Annotated in this window: 17 protein-coding genes; 7 read left to right on the top strand and 10 right to left on the bottom strand. The window is 66.3% G+C overall.

Annotated elements, in window-relative coordinates; translation table 11 throughout:
- Nucleotides 1-9 precede the first annotated feature (9 nt).
- From QY049_RS18015 to QY049_RS18005, 3 genes are read right to left on the bottom strand one after another with little or no spacing between them, the layout of a single operon-like run.
- Complete coding sequence (locus QY049_RS18015) at nucleotides 10-225, bottom strand: hypothetical protein (RefSeq protein WP_258765746.1); 216 nt, start codon at nucleotides 223-225, stop codon at nucleotides 10-12.
- Between the two features lie 17 nt (nucleotides 226-242).
- The gene (locus tag QY049_RS18010) at nucleotides 243-1442 is read right to left on the bottom strand and encodes an extensin family protein (protein ID WP_301269774.1); all 1200 of its coding nucleotides are present in this window, start codon (nucleotides 1440-1442) and stop codon (nucleotides 243-245) included.
- A 48-nt stretch (nucleotides 1443-1490) separates the two neighbouring features.
- Nucleotides 1491-1682 carry a hypothetical protein gene (locus QY049_RS18005; RefSeq protein WP_258765744.1) on the bottom strand — a complete coding sequence of 64 codons (192 nt, stop codon included), beginning with the start codon at nucleotides 1680-1682 and terminating at the stop codon, nucleotides 1491-1493.
- A 250-nt stretch (nucleotides 1683-1932) separates the two neighbouring features.
- On the opposite strand from QY049_RS18005, the gene QY049_RS18000 reads away from it, so the two are divergent.
- Together QY049_RS18000 and QY049_RS17995 are read left to right on the top strand one after the other, a co-directional pair.
- On the top strand, nucleotides 1933-2706 hold the full coding sequence (locus tag QY049_RS18000; RefSeq protein ID WP_258765743.1) for a DUF2147 domain-containing protein: 774 nt from the start codon (nucleotides 1933-1935) through the stop codon (nucleotides 2704-2706).
- Nucleotides 2707-2890: 184 nt separating this feature from the next.
- Nucleotides 2891-4210, top strand: a complete 1320-nt coding sequence (locus QY049_RS17995) for a FecR domain-containing protein (RefSeq protein WP_301269856.1) — start codon at nucleotides 2891-2893, stop codon at nucleotides 4208-4210.
- 59 nt (nucleotides 4211-4269) lie between these two features.
- On the opposite strand, the gene QY049_RS17990 is transcribed toward QY049_RS17995, so the two are convergent.
- Nucleotides 4270-4833 (bottom strand): NUDIX hydrolase, encoded by a 564-nt coding sequence (locus tag QY049_RS17990; protein WP_301269773.1) that lies wholly within the window; start codon nucleotides 4831-4833, stop codon nucleotides 4270-4272.
- Nucleotides 4834-4902: 69 nt separating this feature from the next.
- Complete coding sequence (asd, locus tag QY049_RS17985; RefSeq protein ID WP_258765741.1) at nucleotides 4903-5766, bottom strand: archaetidylserine decarboxylase; 864 nt, start codon at nucleotides 5764-5766, stop codon at nucleotides 4903-4905.
- Nucleotides 5767-5801: 35 nt separating this feature from the next.
- Between asd and QY049_RS17980 the strand changes: the two genes are divergently transcribed.
- On the top strand, nucleotides 5802-7466 hold the full coding sequence (locus QY049_RS17980) for an aminotransferase class III-fold pyridoxal phosphate-dependent enzyme (protein ID WP_301269772.1): 1665 nt from the start codon (nucleotides 5802-5804) through the stop codon (nucleotides 7464-7466).
- Between the two features lie 142 nt (nucleotides 7467-7608).
- Here the strand turns inward: QY049_RS17980 and QY049_RS17975 are convergent, their stop codons facing one another.
- From QY049_RS17975 to QY049_RS17965, 3 genes are all read right to left on the bottom strand, one after another.
- A complete protein-coding gene (locus tag QY049_RS17975) occupies nucleotides 7609-8268 on the bottom strand; it encodes a hypothetical protein (protein ID WP_301269771.1) in 660 nt (219 codons plus the stop codon).
- 152 nt (nucleotides 8269-8420) lie between these two features.
- Nucleotides 8421-9110 (bottom strand): methyltransferase domain-containing protein, encoded by a 690-nt coding sequence (locus QY049_RS17970; RefSeq protein ID WP_194480042.1) that lies wholly within the window; start codon nucleotides 9108-9110, stop codon nucleotides 8421-8423.
- A gap of 32 nt (nucleotides 9111-9142) precedes the next feature.
- Entirely contained in the window at nucleotides 9143-10195 is a 1053-nt protein-coding gene (locus QY049_RS17965; protein ID WP_301269770.1) for a glycosyltransferase family 1 protein, read from the bottom strand.
- A gap of 274 nt (nucleotides 10196-10469) precedes the next feature.
- Between QY049_RS17965 and QY049_RS17960 the strand changes: the two genes are divergently transcribed.
- On the top strand, nucleotides 10470-11174 hold the full coding sequence (locus tag QY049_RS17960) for a L,D-transpeptidase (RefSeq protein ID WP_194480039.1): 705 nt from the start codon (nucleotides 10470-10472) through the stop codon (nucleotides 11172-11174).
- Between the two features lie 79 nt (nucleotides 11175-11253).
- On the opposite strand, the gene QY049_RS17955 is transcribed toward QY049_RS17960, so the two are convergent.
- Together QY049_RS17955 and QY049_RS17950 are read right to left on the bottom strand one after the other, a co-directional pair.
- Nucleotides 11254-11511: a hypothetical protein gene (locus QY049_RS17955; protein WP_301269769.1), complete on the bottom strand. Its 258-nt coding sequence runs from the start codon at nucleotides 11509-11511 to the stop codon at nucleotides 11254-11256.
- Entirely contained in the window at nucleotides 11508-12293 is a 786-nt protein-coding gene (locus tag QY049_RS17950; RefSeq protein WP_258765735.1) for a thioredoxin family protein, read from the bottom strand. Before QY049_RS17950 ends, QY049_RS17955 begins: the two co-directional genes overlap by 4 nt.
- Before the next feature lie 99 nt (nucleotides 12294-12392).
- Here QY049_RS17950 and QY049_RS17945 point away from each other — a divergent pair, with 99 nt between their 5' ends.
- From QY049_RS17945 to QY049_RS17935, 3 genes are all read left to right on the top strand, one after another.
- Entirely contained in the window at nucleotides 12393-13613 is a 1221-nt protein-coding gene (locus QY049_RS17945; protein WP_301269768.1) for a helix-turn-helix domain-containing protein, read from the top strand.
- A 27-nt stretch (nucleotides 13614-13640) separates the two neighbouring features.
- Complete coding sequence (locus QY049_RS17940; protein WP_301269767.1) at nucleotides 13641-14279, top strand: PQQ-binding-like beta-propeller repeat protein; 639 nt, start codon at nucleotides 13641-13643, stop codon at nucleotides 14277-14279.
- Nucleotides 14280-14389: 110 nt separating this feature from the next.
- Nucleotides 14390-15958, top strand: a complete 1569-nt coding sequence (locus tag QY049_RS17935; RefSeq protein ID WP_194480029.1) for a DUF4403 family protein — start codon at nucleotides 14390-14392, stop codon at nucleotides 15956-15958.
- The last annotated feature ends 60 nt before the right edge of the window (nucleotides 15959-16018 follow it).

The raw sequence follows: 16018 nt of genomic DNA, 5'->3' as shown, positions 1-16018 counted from the left end.
AGACTGGCCTCAGTGTGTGGACGGCAGGTCCGGATCGTCCATGCGGCGCCAGCCATGCAGGACCTGACGTGTCTCGCGCGCGAAGGCGAAGATATTCCCGCCGCCAGCCGGCTGATCGTGGACACGATCCACGGCATGGCCGGCATAATGGCAGAGCAGCACCGGCACATCAGGGTCGATCTGCAACTGCGGGTGGGTGAGATAGCGGACGATGTCGGCGGGCATGTCGGATCGCGCTTCGGCTATTCGTCCGAGAACTCGTCTTCCTCGTTGACCTTGTCGTGCTTGCCCTTGCGCGCACCGAGCGAGCCGGTCACGTAGGGATCGCGCGAATTCGCGTACGGATTGCGCCGCTGCGCGCGCGCGGCCACCTCTTCGCCGGAGACTGCGGCCGGCTGGCAGATCAGGCGGCGGCTGGCGCGACGCATCAGGTCGACGTGAATGTGATCGTAGTGATAGACGTTCGAGCCCGGCGCCAGCACCGTGGTGAAATGCGCGCACGCGCCCGACTGGACGTCGCGCAAGAACCCCTGCTCTTCCGGCATGCCGTGCCAGCCGTCCTTCACGGTGATGCGGCGGCCGTCGGCGAGCGTGAAGGCGGCGACATCGAGCGCGTTGCCGAAGGCGTGCTCGGAGATATGGGCGTGCGGATTGCCGTTCATGCCGCGGCAGGAATAGGCGGAGATCTGCTTGATCTCGACCACGCGGGCGCCGAACCAGCGCATCGCCGAGGGCTGCACGGTGTCGGCGAACCAGCGGTCGAGCTCGGACACGATTGGACAGGCGAGCGTCGCAGTCGGCTTCACCGCGACCGGACCGACGGCGGTGACGGGATTGCCTTGCGCGGGACCCAGCCGCGGCAATTGCGGTTGCGCAGGCGCTTGCGAATACGGCCCGGGACCAGGCTGACGCGCCGGATAGCTCGGCGCATTCATGTAGCGCGCAGCGCCTGCGGCGTCCGTGCCCTCGGGCGGCAAATCGATCTCGTCTTCCTGCGGCGCCACGCCGGGTGCGCTGAGCGACACCGGACCCGAAGATGCGCCATAGCCGGCGGGCTGGCGCACCGCGCTTTCAGGATAGTTCGATCGCTGCGGATAGCCGGATGCCGGATAGTTCGATTGCGGCTGCCGCACCGGCCAACGCGGCTGGTTGCCGATGCTGCCTGGTGGTCGCAGATCTTCGTCGGCGAAACCGTAGCTGGCGGAGGGTTCGCCGATGGCGGCGACCTTCAGCGGGAACTCGGCTCCGCACATGCCGGGACCGGAGATCGGATCGATCCGGACGATGTCGGCGCTCTCTTTCACGGCGCCTGATTTCAGGCACGCCGCTTCGGCCTCGGCCCGCCACGGTTCGCGTTCGGCCTGGAAGAAGCCGCGTCCGCAACCCGCGAGCGAAACGAGGACGATGGAGCCGACGAGATACAAACGAACTCCGCGCGTCATGCGCGCACGTTCGGTGAATTTACTTAAAGACTCTTCAACGTGTCGGGTTCAGCTTTCCTTAACCATGCCGGCCGCGCCGCCGAGCCGCGCGTCGCAGAACGAGCTGTCGACATTCAGCGCGTCCTCGCCCCGCTTCTGCTTCAGCACATTGGTTCGGATGTCGGTATCGGCGCGAGCCGAGATCGCGCTGCCGGTCAGCAACGCAGCGATGTGGCCAGAATGTCTGCCGATGCGCTTCATGCGCACTCTCCTTGCATGCGTCGTCAGCCATCGGTCGCTTGCAAGGCAAATGCGGGTTCGGTGCAGGACGATTACAAATTGGACAGGGCCTGCAGCCCTTCCCCCGGCGGACGAATTTGCGCCGGCGCACCCAGAAAGCAGCTGTGACGTCCATCACAGAAGGCCGGTCGGCGTCGGCATAGGGTCGAACCACATCCGATCCACGACCGACTTCAGTCCATCTCGGGACCCACGCCATCAGGAGGTTGTCATGAACAAGCTCACCATCGCCGCCGCCGCGCTCTTCCTGGCTTCGAGCGCTGCCGCGCATGCCGGCAATTCGCTCTCGTTCCAGATCGACGGCCAGCGCATCCGCATCGAGACGCCGCGCAACTGCGCCTCGCTCGATTGCGTCACCATCGTGGCGCCGGGTCTGTCGAACAAGCCGATCAGGCTCAACAACATCAACCTCAACGGCCTTGGCTCCAAGGACGATGACGACACCACGCCGCCGGCAACGACGGCCACCCCCGCGCCGGCTCCGGTGCAGCAACAGCCCGCTCAGGCTGCGCCAGTGCAGGCCGCCGCGCCGACCGCACCCGCTGTCGTGCCCGCCGCCCCTGCCCCGACCGTTGCCGCCGCACCGTCCGTCGACACGACCACGCAGCCTGCGCCGGTTGCAGCCCCCGCTCCTGTTGCCGTCCCCGCACCTGCTGCCGCTGCGCCGGCACCGGCACCGGCGCCGGCTCCCGTGCAGGCGGCGAACACACCGATCGGCGTGTGGGCGACCGAGGAGAACAAGGGCAACGTTCGCGTCGAACAGTGCGGCACCAATCTCTGCGGCTATGCCGAGAAGACCAACGAACGGATCCTGATCAACATGAAGCCCGATGGCGCCAAGTGGAGCGGCCGCATCCACGATCCGAACTCCGGCCGCAACTACGACTCGACGATCGCGATGAAGGGCCCGAACGCGATGCGCGTGCAGGGCTGCGCCTTCGGCGGCATGTTCTGCGGCGGCCAGACCTGGAAGCGCGTGAGCTGAGGCCACACGCATCGCCGCTGGCAAGGGTCTCGTTCCCGAGTGGCGCCACGTCCCGATATCGGGACGTGGCGTTTGAACGTTCGCCGGTCCCGTACGACGGGCGTTCATCCGCCATTCAGCAATCTCCGGCTGATATCGGCCGATCTCGCCTCGCATTCTCACCGGGACCTCATTCGTGGCTTTGATGGTGGCTTGGCGCCGCTTCGTGTTCGTTTTGCCGCTGCTGGCGCTTCCGCTGGCCGGCGCGGGCAGCGCGTGCGCAACCGAAGCAATCGAGCTCGCACAAGTCCAGGCACAAGCGCAGCCGCAGGCCCAATCGACGACGGCGCCATCGGCCTCGCCAGCGCCGGCCGCCGATGCGCAGGCGACCACCGTCGAGCCGATCGGCAACGTCGCCACCGTGACGGGGATCGCAACCGTGATCCGCGACAAGAATTCGTATCCGCTGAAGGTGCGCGACGACATCTATCTCAACGACATCGTGCAGACGTCCTCGAACTCCTCGCTTGGCATTACCTTCAACGACGCCACCACGTTCAACCTGTCCGCCAGCGCCAAGATCACCATCGACACCTATGTCTATGAGGACGGCGGCAAGCAGAATTCGGCGATCTTCGACATCGGCAAGGGTACGGTCGCCTTCGTCGCCGCAGCCGTGGCCAGGACCGGCGACATGAAGATCGCGACACCGACCGCGACACTCGGCATTCGCGGCACCACCGGCGTCGTCGACGTGCCCGAGAACGCGGCCGCGACCAGCGCCGGCAACGTCAACATCAAGCTCTATCCCGATGCCGACGGCCGCGTCGGCCACATCGACGTCAACGACCGCGCCAGCGGCACGCGGCTCGGCTCGCTGACGCAAGCCGCGAGCGGCTTTGCGATCCGGCCAGGTGCCGGCGGCCCGGGCGGCATGCGCTTCGCCGCAGTGCCGATCACGATTCCGCCGCAGCAGATCGCGCGCGACCGCGGCTTCGTCAGCCAGGTGCACGCCGCACAGACCACCGGCCGCCAGATCGTGACCGAGCAACGCGACTTCCGCCGCGCCAACCCGGCCGCAGTGAGCCGGATTCCGCAACCGGCGCAGCCGCCGCAGCAACGGCAATTGCGTCCGAACCCGGCACCGAACCAACAGCAGCCGCAGCGGCCGAACGGTCGGCGCGGTCAGGACAACCGTCCGGGTCAGCAGCAGCCGGGTGCCGCGCCGAACCGTCAGGGAACGCCTGCGGGCACGCAGCAGCCGCAGCGCAAAGGCGGCGCCGTGCAGCCGGGCACGCCACGCCCGGGACAGAATCAACAGCGGCCCGGTCAACAGCAGGGTGCCGGACGGCCGGCCGCCCAGCCACGCACTGGATTGCAGCCCGGCACGCAGTCGGGCGTCCAGCCGCAACAAGGCGCTGCGCCGCGCCAGCCTGGCTTGCAACGCCTGCCCGGCGCGCTACGCCCCGCCGCGCCGCGCAAGCCCGCCCTGGCTCCGGCACCGAAGGAAAAGAAAAAGCGATAGGCTGGAAGGCTCCGCTCCCTCTCCGTCATCGCGACGTGGAGAGAGACGAACAGAAGAGCTCACGCCTCGCCGCGCAGCCAGGCCTTTACCTTCTGCAACAACCCGTGCCGCAATTCGTCGACAGAGGCAGCCTCGGCTGGTGTGAGCGTCTGCAAGGCCGCATCGATATCGTCGGCCGCGAGCGTTGGCGTCGGTGCTGGCGACGGCGCGAGGCCGGCCGCCGCGATCGCGATCGGGCCGACCTGGGTGAGAAAGGCGCGTTCATATTCGCGCGACAGACGCGCGAGCGCGTCATCGAGTGTCAGCCAGTCGACCGACTTGATGTCGTTCATCAGCTTGCGAACAGGGCCGCCATCGGCTTCCATCCGCCAGAAATGCACGACCTTCGAGCGCCCGCCCGACTGATAGGCCATCGTGCCCAGGAATTCGTGCATGGCGACGTCGTGGCCGGTCTCCTCCAGCACCTCCCGGTGCGCGGCCTCCTTCGGCGTTTCGCCGTCGTCGAGCTTGCCCTTGGGCAAAACCCATTCATTGCGCTTGCGCTGCCGCACGATGGCGATCAGCGGCGTGTCGCCACGCCGCAGCACAATACCTCCCGCCGCCATCACCGGCGCCCGCGCCATCAGAAATCCCGCCGTGTCGTCGACTTGTCCCCATGGACGATATAGACGCCGGACGCGGCGGAATGAAGACTAGTTCCGCCGAAGAAGCGCTTGACCCGCGCGGATGCGCGTCCCCTCCGCGATCCCGTCGCAGAACGCAAAATCACCGGGCCCAAGGATGATGATGGTCGAGCCGTGCTCGAACCAGCCGAGTTCCTCGCCCTTGGTCACATCGACATCGCAGGGGAAATTGACCGGCCCCCTGGTCTGCGCGTTCAGCACCATGTCGAGGAAGTGCAACCGGATGCTGGCGACCAGGATCGCGGCCACCGGCACCAGCGTCACGGCCTCGCCGGTCAACAAATGCGTGCGGATCACGGCGCGCTCGTTCTTGCAGAACAGGCGCTCCACCCGCTTCAGCGCGATCGGGTTGACGTTCCAGACGTCGCCATGGATCAGGGTGACGCGCTCAATATGCGCATCATAAGGCGCATGGAAGCGGTGATACATGCTCGAGGTCAGCCGCAGCGTGACGAAGCTGCCGTTGCGATGCTGCTCGACCAGCGCGGGATCGCCGAGCAAATCGAGCAGCGAATAGGGCGCGCCCTTGACCTGGAACAGCTCAGTGTCGGCGATCCGGCCATGGGCGCCGACGATTCCGTCAGACGGGCTTGCGACCACGGAAGGATCCGGATCGAACGGACGCAGGCCCGGCTTCAGCTCGCGCGTAAAACAGTCGTGCAGGCTGGTGAAATGTGTCTTGCGCGCCTCCGACAGATCGAGGTCGGAGAACAGCTTCCACAGCGCGATCGAGAAGTCCCGCACCAGCGGATTCCTGATCTTGGAGAACCAGCCCATGAAGCGGGTCAGCGCTGCGCGGGGGATGCGGTTGGTCAGCAGGAAGTTGAGGTCTTCCTGCTGGGTGAAAGAGGCGATGAGGGCTTTGACTGTCATGAATCTGTCAGCTCACAGTATTAGCGCTTGTTGTCATGGAAACGACACTCCCGATTCTCTCGATGTCCGTGGCCGCGGCAGCGTCTGCTGCCGCCGTCCTCCCGAAGATCAAGGCGCGGGTCGAACTGTCCCGCGCCAAGCATCGCTCGCTCGCCGGGCACTCCAAGATGTCGCGCCGGGTGGCAAAGCTGCTGCCGTTCTACGAGTTTGACGGTGATAAATATTTCGGCTGCGACGGCGCGCCGGCGAACATCGTGGCCCAACGCAAGGACGCCTTTTTCCGTCTCGCCAGGCTCTACGCCGATCGCTACCCCAGGGGTCGCGCGATGACGAAGGAAGCGGCCGAGACGATCTCCGATCTCAACTTCACCGAAAGCTACCGCGTGCCGTTCCAGTTCTCGCGCCTCGTTCGCGAGCATCTGGGCACATCGACCTTCATGGAATCCTCGAGCGGCGTTACCGTCACCGATGTCGACGGCAACACCTCCTACGACCTCACGGGCTCCTACGGCGTCAACATCTTCGGCAACGACTTCTACAAGGAATGCATCGAGGGCTCGGAGAGGCGCGCGCACGCGCTCGGCCCCGTGCTTGGTCCCTACCACCCCGTCATTCTCGAGAACGTGCAGCGGCTCTGCCAGATTTCGGGGCTCGACGAGGTCTCGTTCCACATGTCCGGCACCGAAGCCGTGATGCAGGCGGTGCGCCTCGCGCGCTACCACACCAAGCGCACGCATCTGGTTCGCTTCGCCGGCGCCTATCACGGCTGGTGGGGCGACGTGCAGCCCGGCGTCGGCAATCCGATTGCCGCGCACGAGACCTATACCCTCTCCGAAATGTCGGAGAAGACGCTGCATGTGCTGAAGACGCGCAAGGACATTGCCTGCGTGCTGGTCAATCCGCTGCAGGGCCTGCACCCGAACGTCAACGCGCCCGGCGATTCCTCGCTGGTTGATTCCTCTCGCGGCGGCAATTTCGATCGCGCGGCCTACACCGAATGGCTGACGAAGCTGCGCGAGATCTGCACCGAGCGCGGCATCGTCCTGATCTTCGACGAAGTCTTCGTCGGTTTCCGTCTCGCGGCCGGCGGCGCCCAGGAATATTTTGGCGTCAGGGCCGACATGGTGACCTACGGCAAGAGCCTTGCCGGCGGCCTCCCGGTCGGCGTGGTCTGCGGCAAGCGTGAGCTGATGCGCCGCTTCCGCGACGATCGTCCGGCCGACATCTGCTTCGCCCGCGGCACCTTCAACTCGCATCCCTATGTCATGACGGCGATGGACGAGTTCCTGAGCCGGCTCGCCAGCCCGAACTTCCGCGCCATCTATGACGGCCTGGATGCGACCTGGAACGGCCGCGTCCAGAAGCTCAACCAGATGATGACCGACGCCAGGCTGCCGGTGCAGTTCGCCAATTTCTCGTCGATCTGGACGGTGAAATACACCACCCCGTCCCGCTACAACTGGATGCTGCAATATTACCTGCGCGCCGAGGGCCTCGCGCTGAGCTGGGTCGGTACCGGCCGGCTGATCTTCAGCCTCAACTATACCGACGCTGACTTCGCGGAGGTCGCCGACCGCTTCGTCCGCGCCGCCGAGAAGATGAAGGCCGACGGCTTCTGGTGGCACGACGGCGTGCTCACCAACAAGAACATCAAGCGGCAGATCCTGAAAGAGATGCTGGCCAGGCGCTTCGGGCGTTGAGGCTGCGTACTCCGAAGCCGTCATGGCCGGGCTTGTCCCGGCCATCCACGCGTTTCCGCGCATGAACTCCAAGACGTGGATGCCCGGGACAAGCCCGGGCATGACGTAAACCGTAGACATTCGCGGTCTGGGTAGCGGCGTATCAGGCGTGCTGCTCTTCAAGCGCGGGCTCGGAGACGAGGCCCAGCGTGTGCTCGGGGTTGAGATGCAGGCCGGGGTCCATCAGCTCGCCGCGCATCAAGGCGAGCGGCGCGCTGCGATACAGCATCAGATCGTGGAAGGGATCGGTCAGGATCTTGGTCATCCAGACGAGGCCGGTCTCGACGTCGCGGATGAAGAACAGGTGCACGGTGCGGAACAGGAGACCGCCGCCGCCGACCGCGAGCCAGATCTTGGCCACCTGCCGCACGAAGTCGGAGGCGCTCGCCCAGGGGGTGAACAGGCCGAACAGCGTCGGATCGACGAACAGCACCAGCGGCGATGCCGCCCAGATCGCCATCAGCACCACCTTGCGCTGAAGGTTGTAGCCGACCTTGATCTCTTCCTTGTACTCGTGCGTCGCATGGTTGATGTGGTCGTAATCGTGCGGCTCGAAGAAGAAGTGACCGGCCTGGCGCGAGGTCATCGAGACCAGCCAGCCGACCAGCGCCGAGATCATGGGATCGACGAACAGCCAGACATAGGCAAAGAGGAAGCTCAGCGCGCTGACGAAGTGCAGGCTCTGGTTGATGCGGCTGTGGTGATAGTAGCGATGGTCGTCCCAGCGCTGGATCCGCAGCTGCTCGAGGTAGTTCTTGATCATGCTCTCCCCCAAAATGCTTTCGGGTTCAGGATTTACAGGGATTCGATGTACGCCGTGTGACATCATCATTTTGTCATGTGACGATGTGCAGCGACGCGGTGACGCACGCGAACGCGTGAGCGGCGGAATGACCGCCGCTCCTGCAGCCGTGCTCAAGCCGCCTTGGCGATGTCGACCTTGCGGAAGCGCACCAGCGAGAAATGGCCGAGCGGCGGAATCAGGCGGCGCTCCGCGAGCTCGATGCCCTTGGCGCCGGAGAGCCATTTGGCGTAGCGCGACCAGGCGAACTCGGCGGTGCGGAAGCCGAGCGGACGCACCACAGGCTGGAGCTTCTGCTCGATGAAGCGCCGCATGCCGGTATCGGCGCTGACGCGGGTGAGGATGATCAGCTCGCCGCCCGGACGCAGCACGCGGGCGAATTCGTCGAGCGCCTTCTCCGGATTCGGCACGGCGGTGACGACATACTGCGCCATCACGACGTCGAAGGAATTGTCGGGGAATTCGAGCTTCTCCGCGTCCATAACCGCGAGGCCCTCGACGTTCTTGAGGTTGCCTTCGCTGACGCGGCGGCGCGCCTTGTCGAGCATCGCGTCCGAAATGTCGGTGCCGAAGATGCGCAGGTTCGGGGCATAGAGCGGCAGCGAGATGCCGGTGCCGACCCCGACTTCGAGCACGCGACCGCCGATCTTGTTGGTGGCTGCGATCGCGGCCTGGCGGCCCTTGGCGAACACACCGCCGAACACGAGATCGTAAACCGGTGCCCAGCGGTCATAGGCCTGCTCGACCGAGCCACGGGTGAGGTCGAGCTGCTGGGTGCCGTCAAGGTTCATGATCTTAGCCATCGATGAGGTTCTCGCTGTGGGTCAAATATGGATCAACCGCGCACCGGCCGCCGCGCCATCCGAGGCGAGGCGCGCAGGACGCGGCTGGGCTGAAGTGAGGTGAGGTTGCCGACGAACTGGCGCGCGCTGTTCTCCCACGAGCGCTCCAGCGCGAAGTGGCGGCAGGCCTCGCGCGACATCGTGAGCGCGCGCAGGCACGCGGCGCGCAGATCGCTGTCGATCGCGCCGATCGGATGATCGGCGATGACGTCCTTCGGGCCCGTCACCGGAAACGCCGCAACCGGCGTACCGCAGGCGAGCGCTTCGAGTTGCACGACGCCGAACGTGTCGGTGAGGCTCGGGAACACGAAGACATCGGCGGCCGCGAGATGAGCAGTCAAATCCGCGCCCTTCTTCTCGCCGAGGAAGACTGCATCTGGGTTTTTCTTTTCGAGCGCCGCCTTCTGCGGGCCGTCGCCGACGACGACCCTGGTGCCGGGCAGATCGAGCGAGAGGAACGCTTCGAGATTCTTCTCCACGGCGACGCGGCCCATGGTCATGAAGATCGGACGCGGAAGGTCGAGCTTGGCCGGGCTATCGGGGTGGAACAGCTCGGTGTTGACGCCGCGGCCCCAGAAGCCGAGCCGCTTGAAGCCACGGCCTGCGAGTTCCTGCCGCAGCGACGGCGTCGCCACCATGGTCATCGCGGCGGCATCGTGGAAATGGCGCAGCACGGCGTAGCCGACCGCATCGGGAATGCCCGTTCGTACCGAGACGTATTCCGGAAAGCGCGTGGTGTAGGAGGTGGTGAAGGCGAGCCCGTTGCGGCGGCAATAGGCCCGCGCGGCCCAGCCGATCGGGCCTTCGGTGGCGATATGCAGCGCTTCCGGCGCGCACCTCTCGATCCGGCGCGCGATCTCCTTGCCGGAAGGCAGCGCAATGCGCAGGCCCGGATAGGTCGGCAGCGGCCAGGACCGGAAGCCATCAGGGGTCAGGAAGTCGATCTCGACATCGAGGGCCTTGGCGGCGGCAGCCAGCGAAGTCAGCGTGCGGACTACACCGTTGACCTGCGGATGCCAGGCGTCAGTCGCGATTAATACCCGCATTGGGGAATCCCGAGAGTTTGATGATTCTCGGCTGAGGACCATCAACCACGGATATTTCAGGCGTGTGACGTCACAGAAGTGTCGGCCCGCTGTTTTGTTCGTTAACGCGTCCGCCCGGCCACGAAACTGTCATGAAACAATCCTTGCCGCGATGAAACCGTTTTCGGTTTTCCGCGCAAACGTCCCGAAACTTCTTTCCGTTAGGGAATTAGGCAACGGAGCACCGCAACGGTGCCGGGGTGACCAAGAAACACCACGCAAACAGGGGCGACCAATGTTCAATCTGGACACGTTCAAGACGTATTCGCGCGCCGTTGCCGTCAGTGCGGTGGCCGTTGCTGCAATTGCATTTGCCGGCCCGGCCAAGGCCGCGCCCGTGCAGCTGTTTCCGTTCTTCCAGCCGCTGCCGGTGATGACTGCGCCGCAGCCGCTTCAACCCTACCAGCCCTATTCTGCACCGACCTACCAGACCGCGCCGTCTGAGGATCAGGATGCCGTCGAGACGCCGGCGCGCTTCCGTCGCCAAACGGTTTCGTACGCGACGCGCGAGGCGCCGGGCACCATCATCATCGATACGCCCAACACCTATCTCTATTACGTGCTCGGCAACGGACAGGCGATCCGCTACGGCATCGGCGTCGGCCGCGACGGCTTCACCTGGTCGGGCACGCAGTCGGTGACCAAGAAGGCCGAGTGGCCGGATTGGACCCCGCCGCCGGAAATGATCCAGCGCCAGCCCTATCTGCCGCGCCACATGGCCGGCGGCCCCGGTAACCCGCTCGGCGCCCGAGCGATGTATCTCGGCGGCACCGTCTACCGCATCCACGGCACCAACGCCCCCGATACGATCGGCAAGCACGTCTCCTCAGGCTGCATCCGCCTGACCAACGCCGACGTCACCGACCTCTACGCCCGCGTCAACGTCGGCACCAAGGTGATCGTGCTGCCGATGACCGAGCGCCGCGCAGAGCTTCGCTAACGCAGCGCACGAACAAGATTGAGATACGAACGGCCCCGGCGATGTCGGGGCCGTTTTTGTTTGCTCTCGCGCTCGTCGCTCACGACCGCCCCGAGAGCAGCCGCAGCCACGCCGCCGAGTGAAACGCGCTCATCAAGAGATACATCGGCACCATCCCGCCGAGCGACAGCCCGTGACCGGCGGCGCAGAGCATGTCCGCCGGGCCGCCACCGATCATGGCCGTCAACACGGCCATGATCGCGAAGGTGGGCGTGGCCGCGAGACCCAGCCATCGGGCGAGGTGGGATGCGGCCTTGCCGCCGTCGGGGCGGGCGCCGGCGGGATGGGTCTCGCTCACTGCGCGCCCTTGGCACGGAGCGCGATCTCGCCGGCGTCCGACACCTCGACCCATTTCTTGTCGGGCGCGGCTCCCGCCTCGTAGCTGTCGTTCCAGTTCCACCATTTGTAGGTCGGGCTCTGCGGATAGCCTGGGGGCGAGTCCTCCCAAGGCTCCTGGCGGCCGAGCGGGGTGATGTCGAGATAGTTCCAGGTGCCGCCCATCTGCTCGTCGCCGCGGCTCTTGATCAGATAGGTGCGGAAGATGCGCGTCCCGTCGCGGAAGAACACGTTGGTGCCGTGCCACTCGCCGACGCCGAAATCGGCATCAAAGCTGTCGGTGATGGTGACCCACGGGATCTCCCAGCCCATCCGCTTCTTCAGCCTGAGGATATCGGCCTGCGGGGCGCGCGAGGCGAACACCAGCGTGGTGTCGCGGGCGTTCAGATGGGAGACATGGGCGACCTGGTCGGCCACCATGGAGCAGCCGCGGCAGGCATGGTCGGGCCAGCCGAACACGCCGGGCTCGAAGAAGGCCCGGTACAGGATGAGCTGGCGCCGGCCCTGGAACAGGTCGAGCAGACTGGCCTTGCCCGAGGGCACCTCGAATGCGTAGGCTTTGTCCACTTCCATCCACGGCATGCGCCGGCGTTCGGCGGCGAGTGCATCGCGGGCGCGGGTATGCGCCTTTTCCTTCACGAGCAGTTGCTGACGGGCTGCCTCCCAGTCCTGCGGCGACACCACCGGCGGTGTCTGCATGGCGGTCTGTCCGTTCGTCCCTGCCTTGTCTGCTGACGTCATCATGATTCTCCAAATCTCTCGCTCACCGCACATCGTCGGCCGTGGGCGAGTTCTCGCACCAAGCGGTTGCGCGGTGGGAGTAACAAGTGTGGCGGGATTTTCATGGAGTCGCTGATCACGGCTGCAGCACGGGCGCTCGAGGCCGGCGATCCGCTAGGCGCGCTGAACCGCGTCGCACTGCGCAACGATGCACCGTCGCTGGCGCTGCGCGGCATCGCGATGGCGCAGCTCGGCGATCTCGCCAAAGCCAAGACGCTGCTGCGGAGCGCCGCCCGCGCTTTTGGACCGCGAGAGGCGGTGGCGCGTGCGCGGTGCGTGGTGGCCGAGGCCGAGATCGCGCTGGTCTCGCGCGATTTGAGCTGGCCGGCCAAGACGCTCGCTGGCGCACGCGCGAGCCTCGCGAGCCATGGCGATCTCGCCAATGCCGCCCATGCAGGCCATATCGAGGCGCGCCGCCTGCTCCTGCTCGGGAGGATCGACGAGGCCGAGCGCACGCTGGCCGAGATCGGAGCTTCTCCGCTGCCGCCTGCATCCCTGGTCGTTCGCGATCTCGTGGTTGCCGGCATCGCCATCAGGCGGCTGAAAACCAGGGATGCCCGCGCCGCGCTCGATCGCGCCGGCAAGGCGGCGCTGCAAGCCGGAATCCCGGCGCTCGTCGCCGAGGTCGACAGCGCGAGCCTCATCCTCAACACACCGGCCGCACGCCTGATCGCGCGCGGCAGCGAGCACCCGCTGCTGCTCGGCGAGGTCGAGCGCCTCGCGACATCGACCGCGCTCGTCGTCGACACCTTCCATCACGTCGTGCGCAGGCAGGGCACGGCCGTATCGCTCGGAACAAGACCGGTGCTGTTCGCGCTCGCCCGTCTTCTGGCGCAGGCATGGCCCGCGGATGTCTCGCGCGAGGCGCTGATCTCGGGCGCGTTCCAGGCGAAGCACGTCGACGAGTCCCACCGCGCGCGGCTGCGCGTCGAGATCGGGCGGCTCCGCACCCAGCTCAAGCCGCTCGCCGGGATAAGCGCCACCAGGCAGGGCTTCGAGCTGGCCCCAAAGAAGACGCGCGACGTCATCGTGCTGGCACGCCCGGTCGAGGAAAAGCACGCCTCGGTCCTTGCCATTCTCGCCGACGGCGAGCCGTGGTCGAGCTCGGCGCTCGCACTCGCGCTTCGAATGAGCGCGCGCTCGGTGCAGCGGGCGCTCGAGGAACTCGCGCGATCGAACAAGGTGCAGTCGTTCGGACACGGCCGCGCGCGGCGCTGGATGACCCCGCCGGTGCCGGGATTCCCGACAGGCTTGTTACTCCCCTCGCCGCTGGCAAAGGCGTAGGCTGGTCGCATCACAGGGGTCGAGCCAATGAAGCGTTCCACTGCCGAGATCGTCAGGGAGTACGGACCATTTCCGGACGTCGAGGCCGTGCATGGCGTCAGCTATGACGGCAGGCATGTCTGGTTCGCGTCCGGCGACAAATTGAATGCGGTCGATCCCGAGAGCGGCAAGGTCGCGCGCTCGCTCGACGTCGCCGCGCATGCGGGTACGGCATTCGACGGCCGCCATTTGTTCCAGATCGCGGAGGATCGCATCCAGAAGATCGACGCGGCGAGCGGCGCGGTTCTCGGCACGATCCCCGCGCCGGGCGGTGGCGGCGATTCGGGACTAGCCTGGGCCGAAGGCTCGCTCTGGGTCGGGCAATACCGCGACCGCAGGATCCATCAGATCGACCCCGACACCGGCAAGATCCTCCGCACCATCGAGAGCAAGCGCTTCGTGACCGGGGTGACCTGGGTCGACGGCGACCTGTGGCATGGCACCTGGGAAGGCGACGACAGCGACATCAGGCGGATCGACCCTGACACGGGCAAGGTGCTCGAGCAGGTCGATATGCCGGAGGGGACGATGGTTTCGGGGCTGGAATCCGACGGCGGCGACCGCCTGTTCTGCGGCGGCGGCGCCTCCGGCAAGGTGAGAGCGGTGCGCCGCCCCAGGCGCAGCTAGCACGCGGTCGCAGCCGTTAACCCATTTGCCGCAATTCCACCCCACCGGTGCGCTCTAGCGCCCTCCTCGCCTGCCCTGTAAAACCTCTGTCGGGGCGGCTTGGGGGATCGATGCGTCTGACGTTGAACTTGAAGACTGTGCTGATCGCCATTGCGGTGCTGGCGTCATCGTTTTTCATCAGCCTGAAGGTGATGGACCTGCTGTCGCCGCGCGCGACCAATTCGGCGCCGCCGGTCGCGCAACTGCCGCCGCTGCCGCCGGTGTCCAAGAGCTCGATCGTGGTGGCGCCGGTCGCGATTGCGCTGTCGGCGATCCGGGAGCAGGCCGAGAAGGCTGCACCGCGCAATTTCGCCGGCAAGGCCGAGAACCCGATCTCGCAGATCCTGCAGGACGCCGATATCGGCTGGACCGCCTCCCGCGGACCGATGTCGGCGACCGGCGACAAGGACGTGCTGACGCTGTCGACGCCGATCACCGGCAAGCTGAACGTGACGGGCTCGCTGTCGGCGAAAGCCACCGGCGCGCTCGGCGATGCGCTGGGCAGCGTGCTCGGCGGCGACGCGGCGAAACGGATCGGCGCGGTCAACATCAAGAACTTGAACGCCAGCGCCGAGATCAAGGGCAGCGTGGTCGTCACTTCGCGCCCGAAGCTCGCGGCTGCCTGGCATCTCGAGCCCAATCTCGGCGCGCAGGTCAATCTCGGCGACACCAACCTCAACGTCGCCGGCGCCAAGGTCAACGTGCCCGCGCAGGTGAAGCCGCTGATCGACAAGACGGTCGGCGAGCAGCTCAACGTCGTCGCCGAGCGCATCCGCAACGATCCCAGCCTGCGCGAGAACGCGAAGCTGCAATGGGCCAAGGCCTGCCGCTCGATCCCGCTGCAAGGCAGCGGTTCCTCGGCTGCGCTGCCGCCGCTCTGGCTCGAGATGAAGCCGACCCGCGCGATCGCGGCGCAGCCGCGCGTCGATGCGCAGGCCGTCACGCTGCTGCTCGGCCTCGAGGCCGAGACGCGCGTGACCTCGACGCAGACCAAGCCGGACTGCCCGTTCCCCGACAAGATCTCGATCGTGCCGCCGACCGGCACCGGCGTGAACATTGGCGTGCCCATCGACGTGCCCTTCACCGAGATCAACAAGCTGATCGCGGCGCAGATGGTCGGCCACACCTATCCCGAGGACGGCTCAGGTCCGGTCGAGGTCACCGTGAAGGGCGTCAACGTGATCCCGTCAGGCGAGCGGCTGCTGATCTCGCTGCTGGTGCGCGCCAAGGAAAAGAAGAGCTGGCTCGGGCTCGGCGCCGAGGCGACCGTGCACATCTGGGGCCGGCCGATGCTCGACCAGGCGCAGCAGACGCTGCGGCTTGCCGACATCCAGCTCGCGGTGGAATCCGAGGCGGCGTTCGGCCTGCTCGGCGCTGCCGCCCGTGCAGTGGTACCGCAGATGCAGCAGGCGCTGGTGCAGAAGGCGACGCTCGACTTGAAGCCGATCGCCGCCAACGCGCGCGAGAAGATCGCCGCCGTCATCGCCGACTTCCAGAAGAGCGAGGACGGCGTCAAGGTCGAGGCCGATATCAGCAGCCTCACGCTGGCCGACATCGCCTTCGATTCCAAGACGCTGCGCGTGGTCGCTGAAGCCGGCGGTACGCTGAACGTGTACGTCTCCAAGCTGTCGGGGATGTAGCGCGCTTTCATGCACGGAATCCGCGCAGCCTCTTGTCGCTTGCGCCGCTGGCATTCTCGT

Origin of the sequence: Bradyrhizobium sp. WYCCWR 13022 (assembly GCF_030435535.1) — a bacterium.
GTDB lineage: Bacteria > Pseudomonadota > Alphaproteobacteria > Rhizobiales > Xanthobacteraceae > Bradyrhizobium.
This window is presented reverse-complemented; position numbering and strand designations above follow the sequence as displayed.

Bases quoted from the DNA above. Each gene is read 5' to 3' on its own strand.
- QY049_RS18015 (WP_258765746.1), bottom strand. From the start codon at position 225: ATGCCCGCCGACATCGTCCGCTATCTCACCCACCCGCAGTTGCAGATC.
- QY049_RS18010 (WP_301269774.1), bottom strand. From the start codon at position 1,442: ATGACGCGCGGAGTTCGTTTGTATCTCGTCGGCTCCATCGTCCTCGTT.
- QY049_RS18005 (WP_258765744.1), bottom strand. From the start codon at position 1,682: ATGAAGCGCATCGGCAGACATTCTGGCCACATCGCTGCGTTGCTGACC.
- QY049_RS18000 (WP_258765743.1), top strand. From the start codon at position 1,933: ATGAACAAGCTCACCATCGCCGCCGCCGCGCTCTTCCTGGCTTCGAGC.
- QY049_RS17995 (WP_301269856.1), top strand. From the start codon at position 2,891: ATGGTGGCTTGGCGCCGCTTCGTGTTCGTTTTGCCGCTGCTGGCGCTT.
- QY049_RS17990 (WP_301269773.1), bottom strand. From the start codon at position 4,833: ATGGCGCGGGCGCCGGTGATGGCGGCGGGAGGTATTGTGCTGCGGCGT.
- asd (WP_258765741.1), bottom strand. From the start codon at position 5,766: ATGACAGTCAAAGCCCTCATCGCCTCTTTCACCCAGCAGGAAGACCTC.
- QY049_RS17980 (WP_301269772.1), top strand. From the start codon at position 5,802: ATGGAAACGACACTCCCGATTCTCTCGATGTCCGTGGCCGCGGCAGCG.
- QY049_RS17975 (WP_301269771.1), bottom strand. From the start codon at position 8,268: ATGATCAAGAACTACCTCGAGCAGCTGCGGATCCAGCGCTGGGACGAC.
- QY049_RS17970 (WP_194480042.1), bottom strand. From the start codon at position 9,110: ATGGCTAAGATCATGAACCTTGACGGCACCCAGCAGCTCGACCTCACC.
- QY049_RS17965 (WP_301269770.1), bottom strand. From the start codon at position 10,195: ATGCGGGTATTAATCGCGACTGACGCCTGGCATCCGCAGGTCAACGGT.
- QY049_RS17960 (WP_194480039.1), top strand. From the start codon at position 10,470: ATGTTCAATCTGGACACGTTCAAGACGTATTCGCGCGCCGTTGCCGTC.
- QY049_RS17950 (WP_258765735.1), bottom strand. From the start codon at position 12,293: ATGATGACGTCAGCAGACAAGGCAGGGACGAACGGACAGACCGCCATG.
- QY049_RS17945 (WP_301269768.1), top strand. From the start codon at position 12,393: ATGGAGTCGCTGATCACGGCTGCAGCACGGGCGCTCGAGGCCGGCGAT.
- QY049_RS17940 (WP_301269767.1), top strand. From the start codon at position 13,641: ATGAAGCGTTCCACTGCCGAGATCGTCAGGGAGTACGGACCATTTCCG.
- QY049_RS17935 (WP_194480029.1), top strand. From the start codon at position 14,390: ATGCGTCTGACGTTGAACTTGAAGACTGTGCTGATCGCCATTGCGGTG.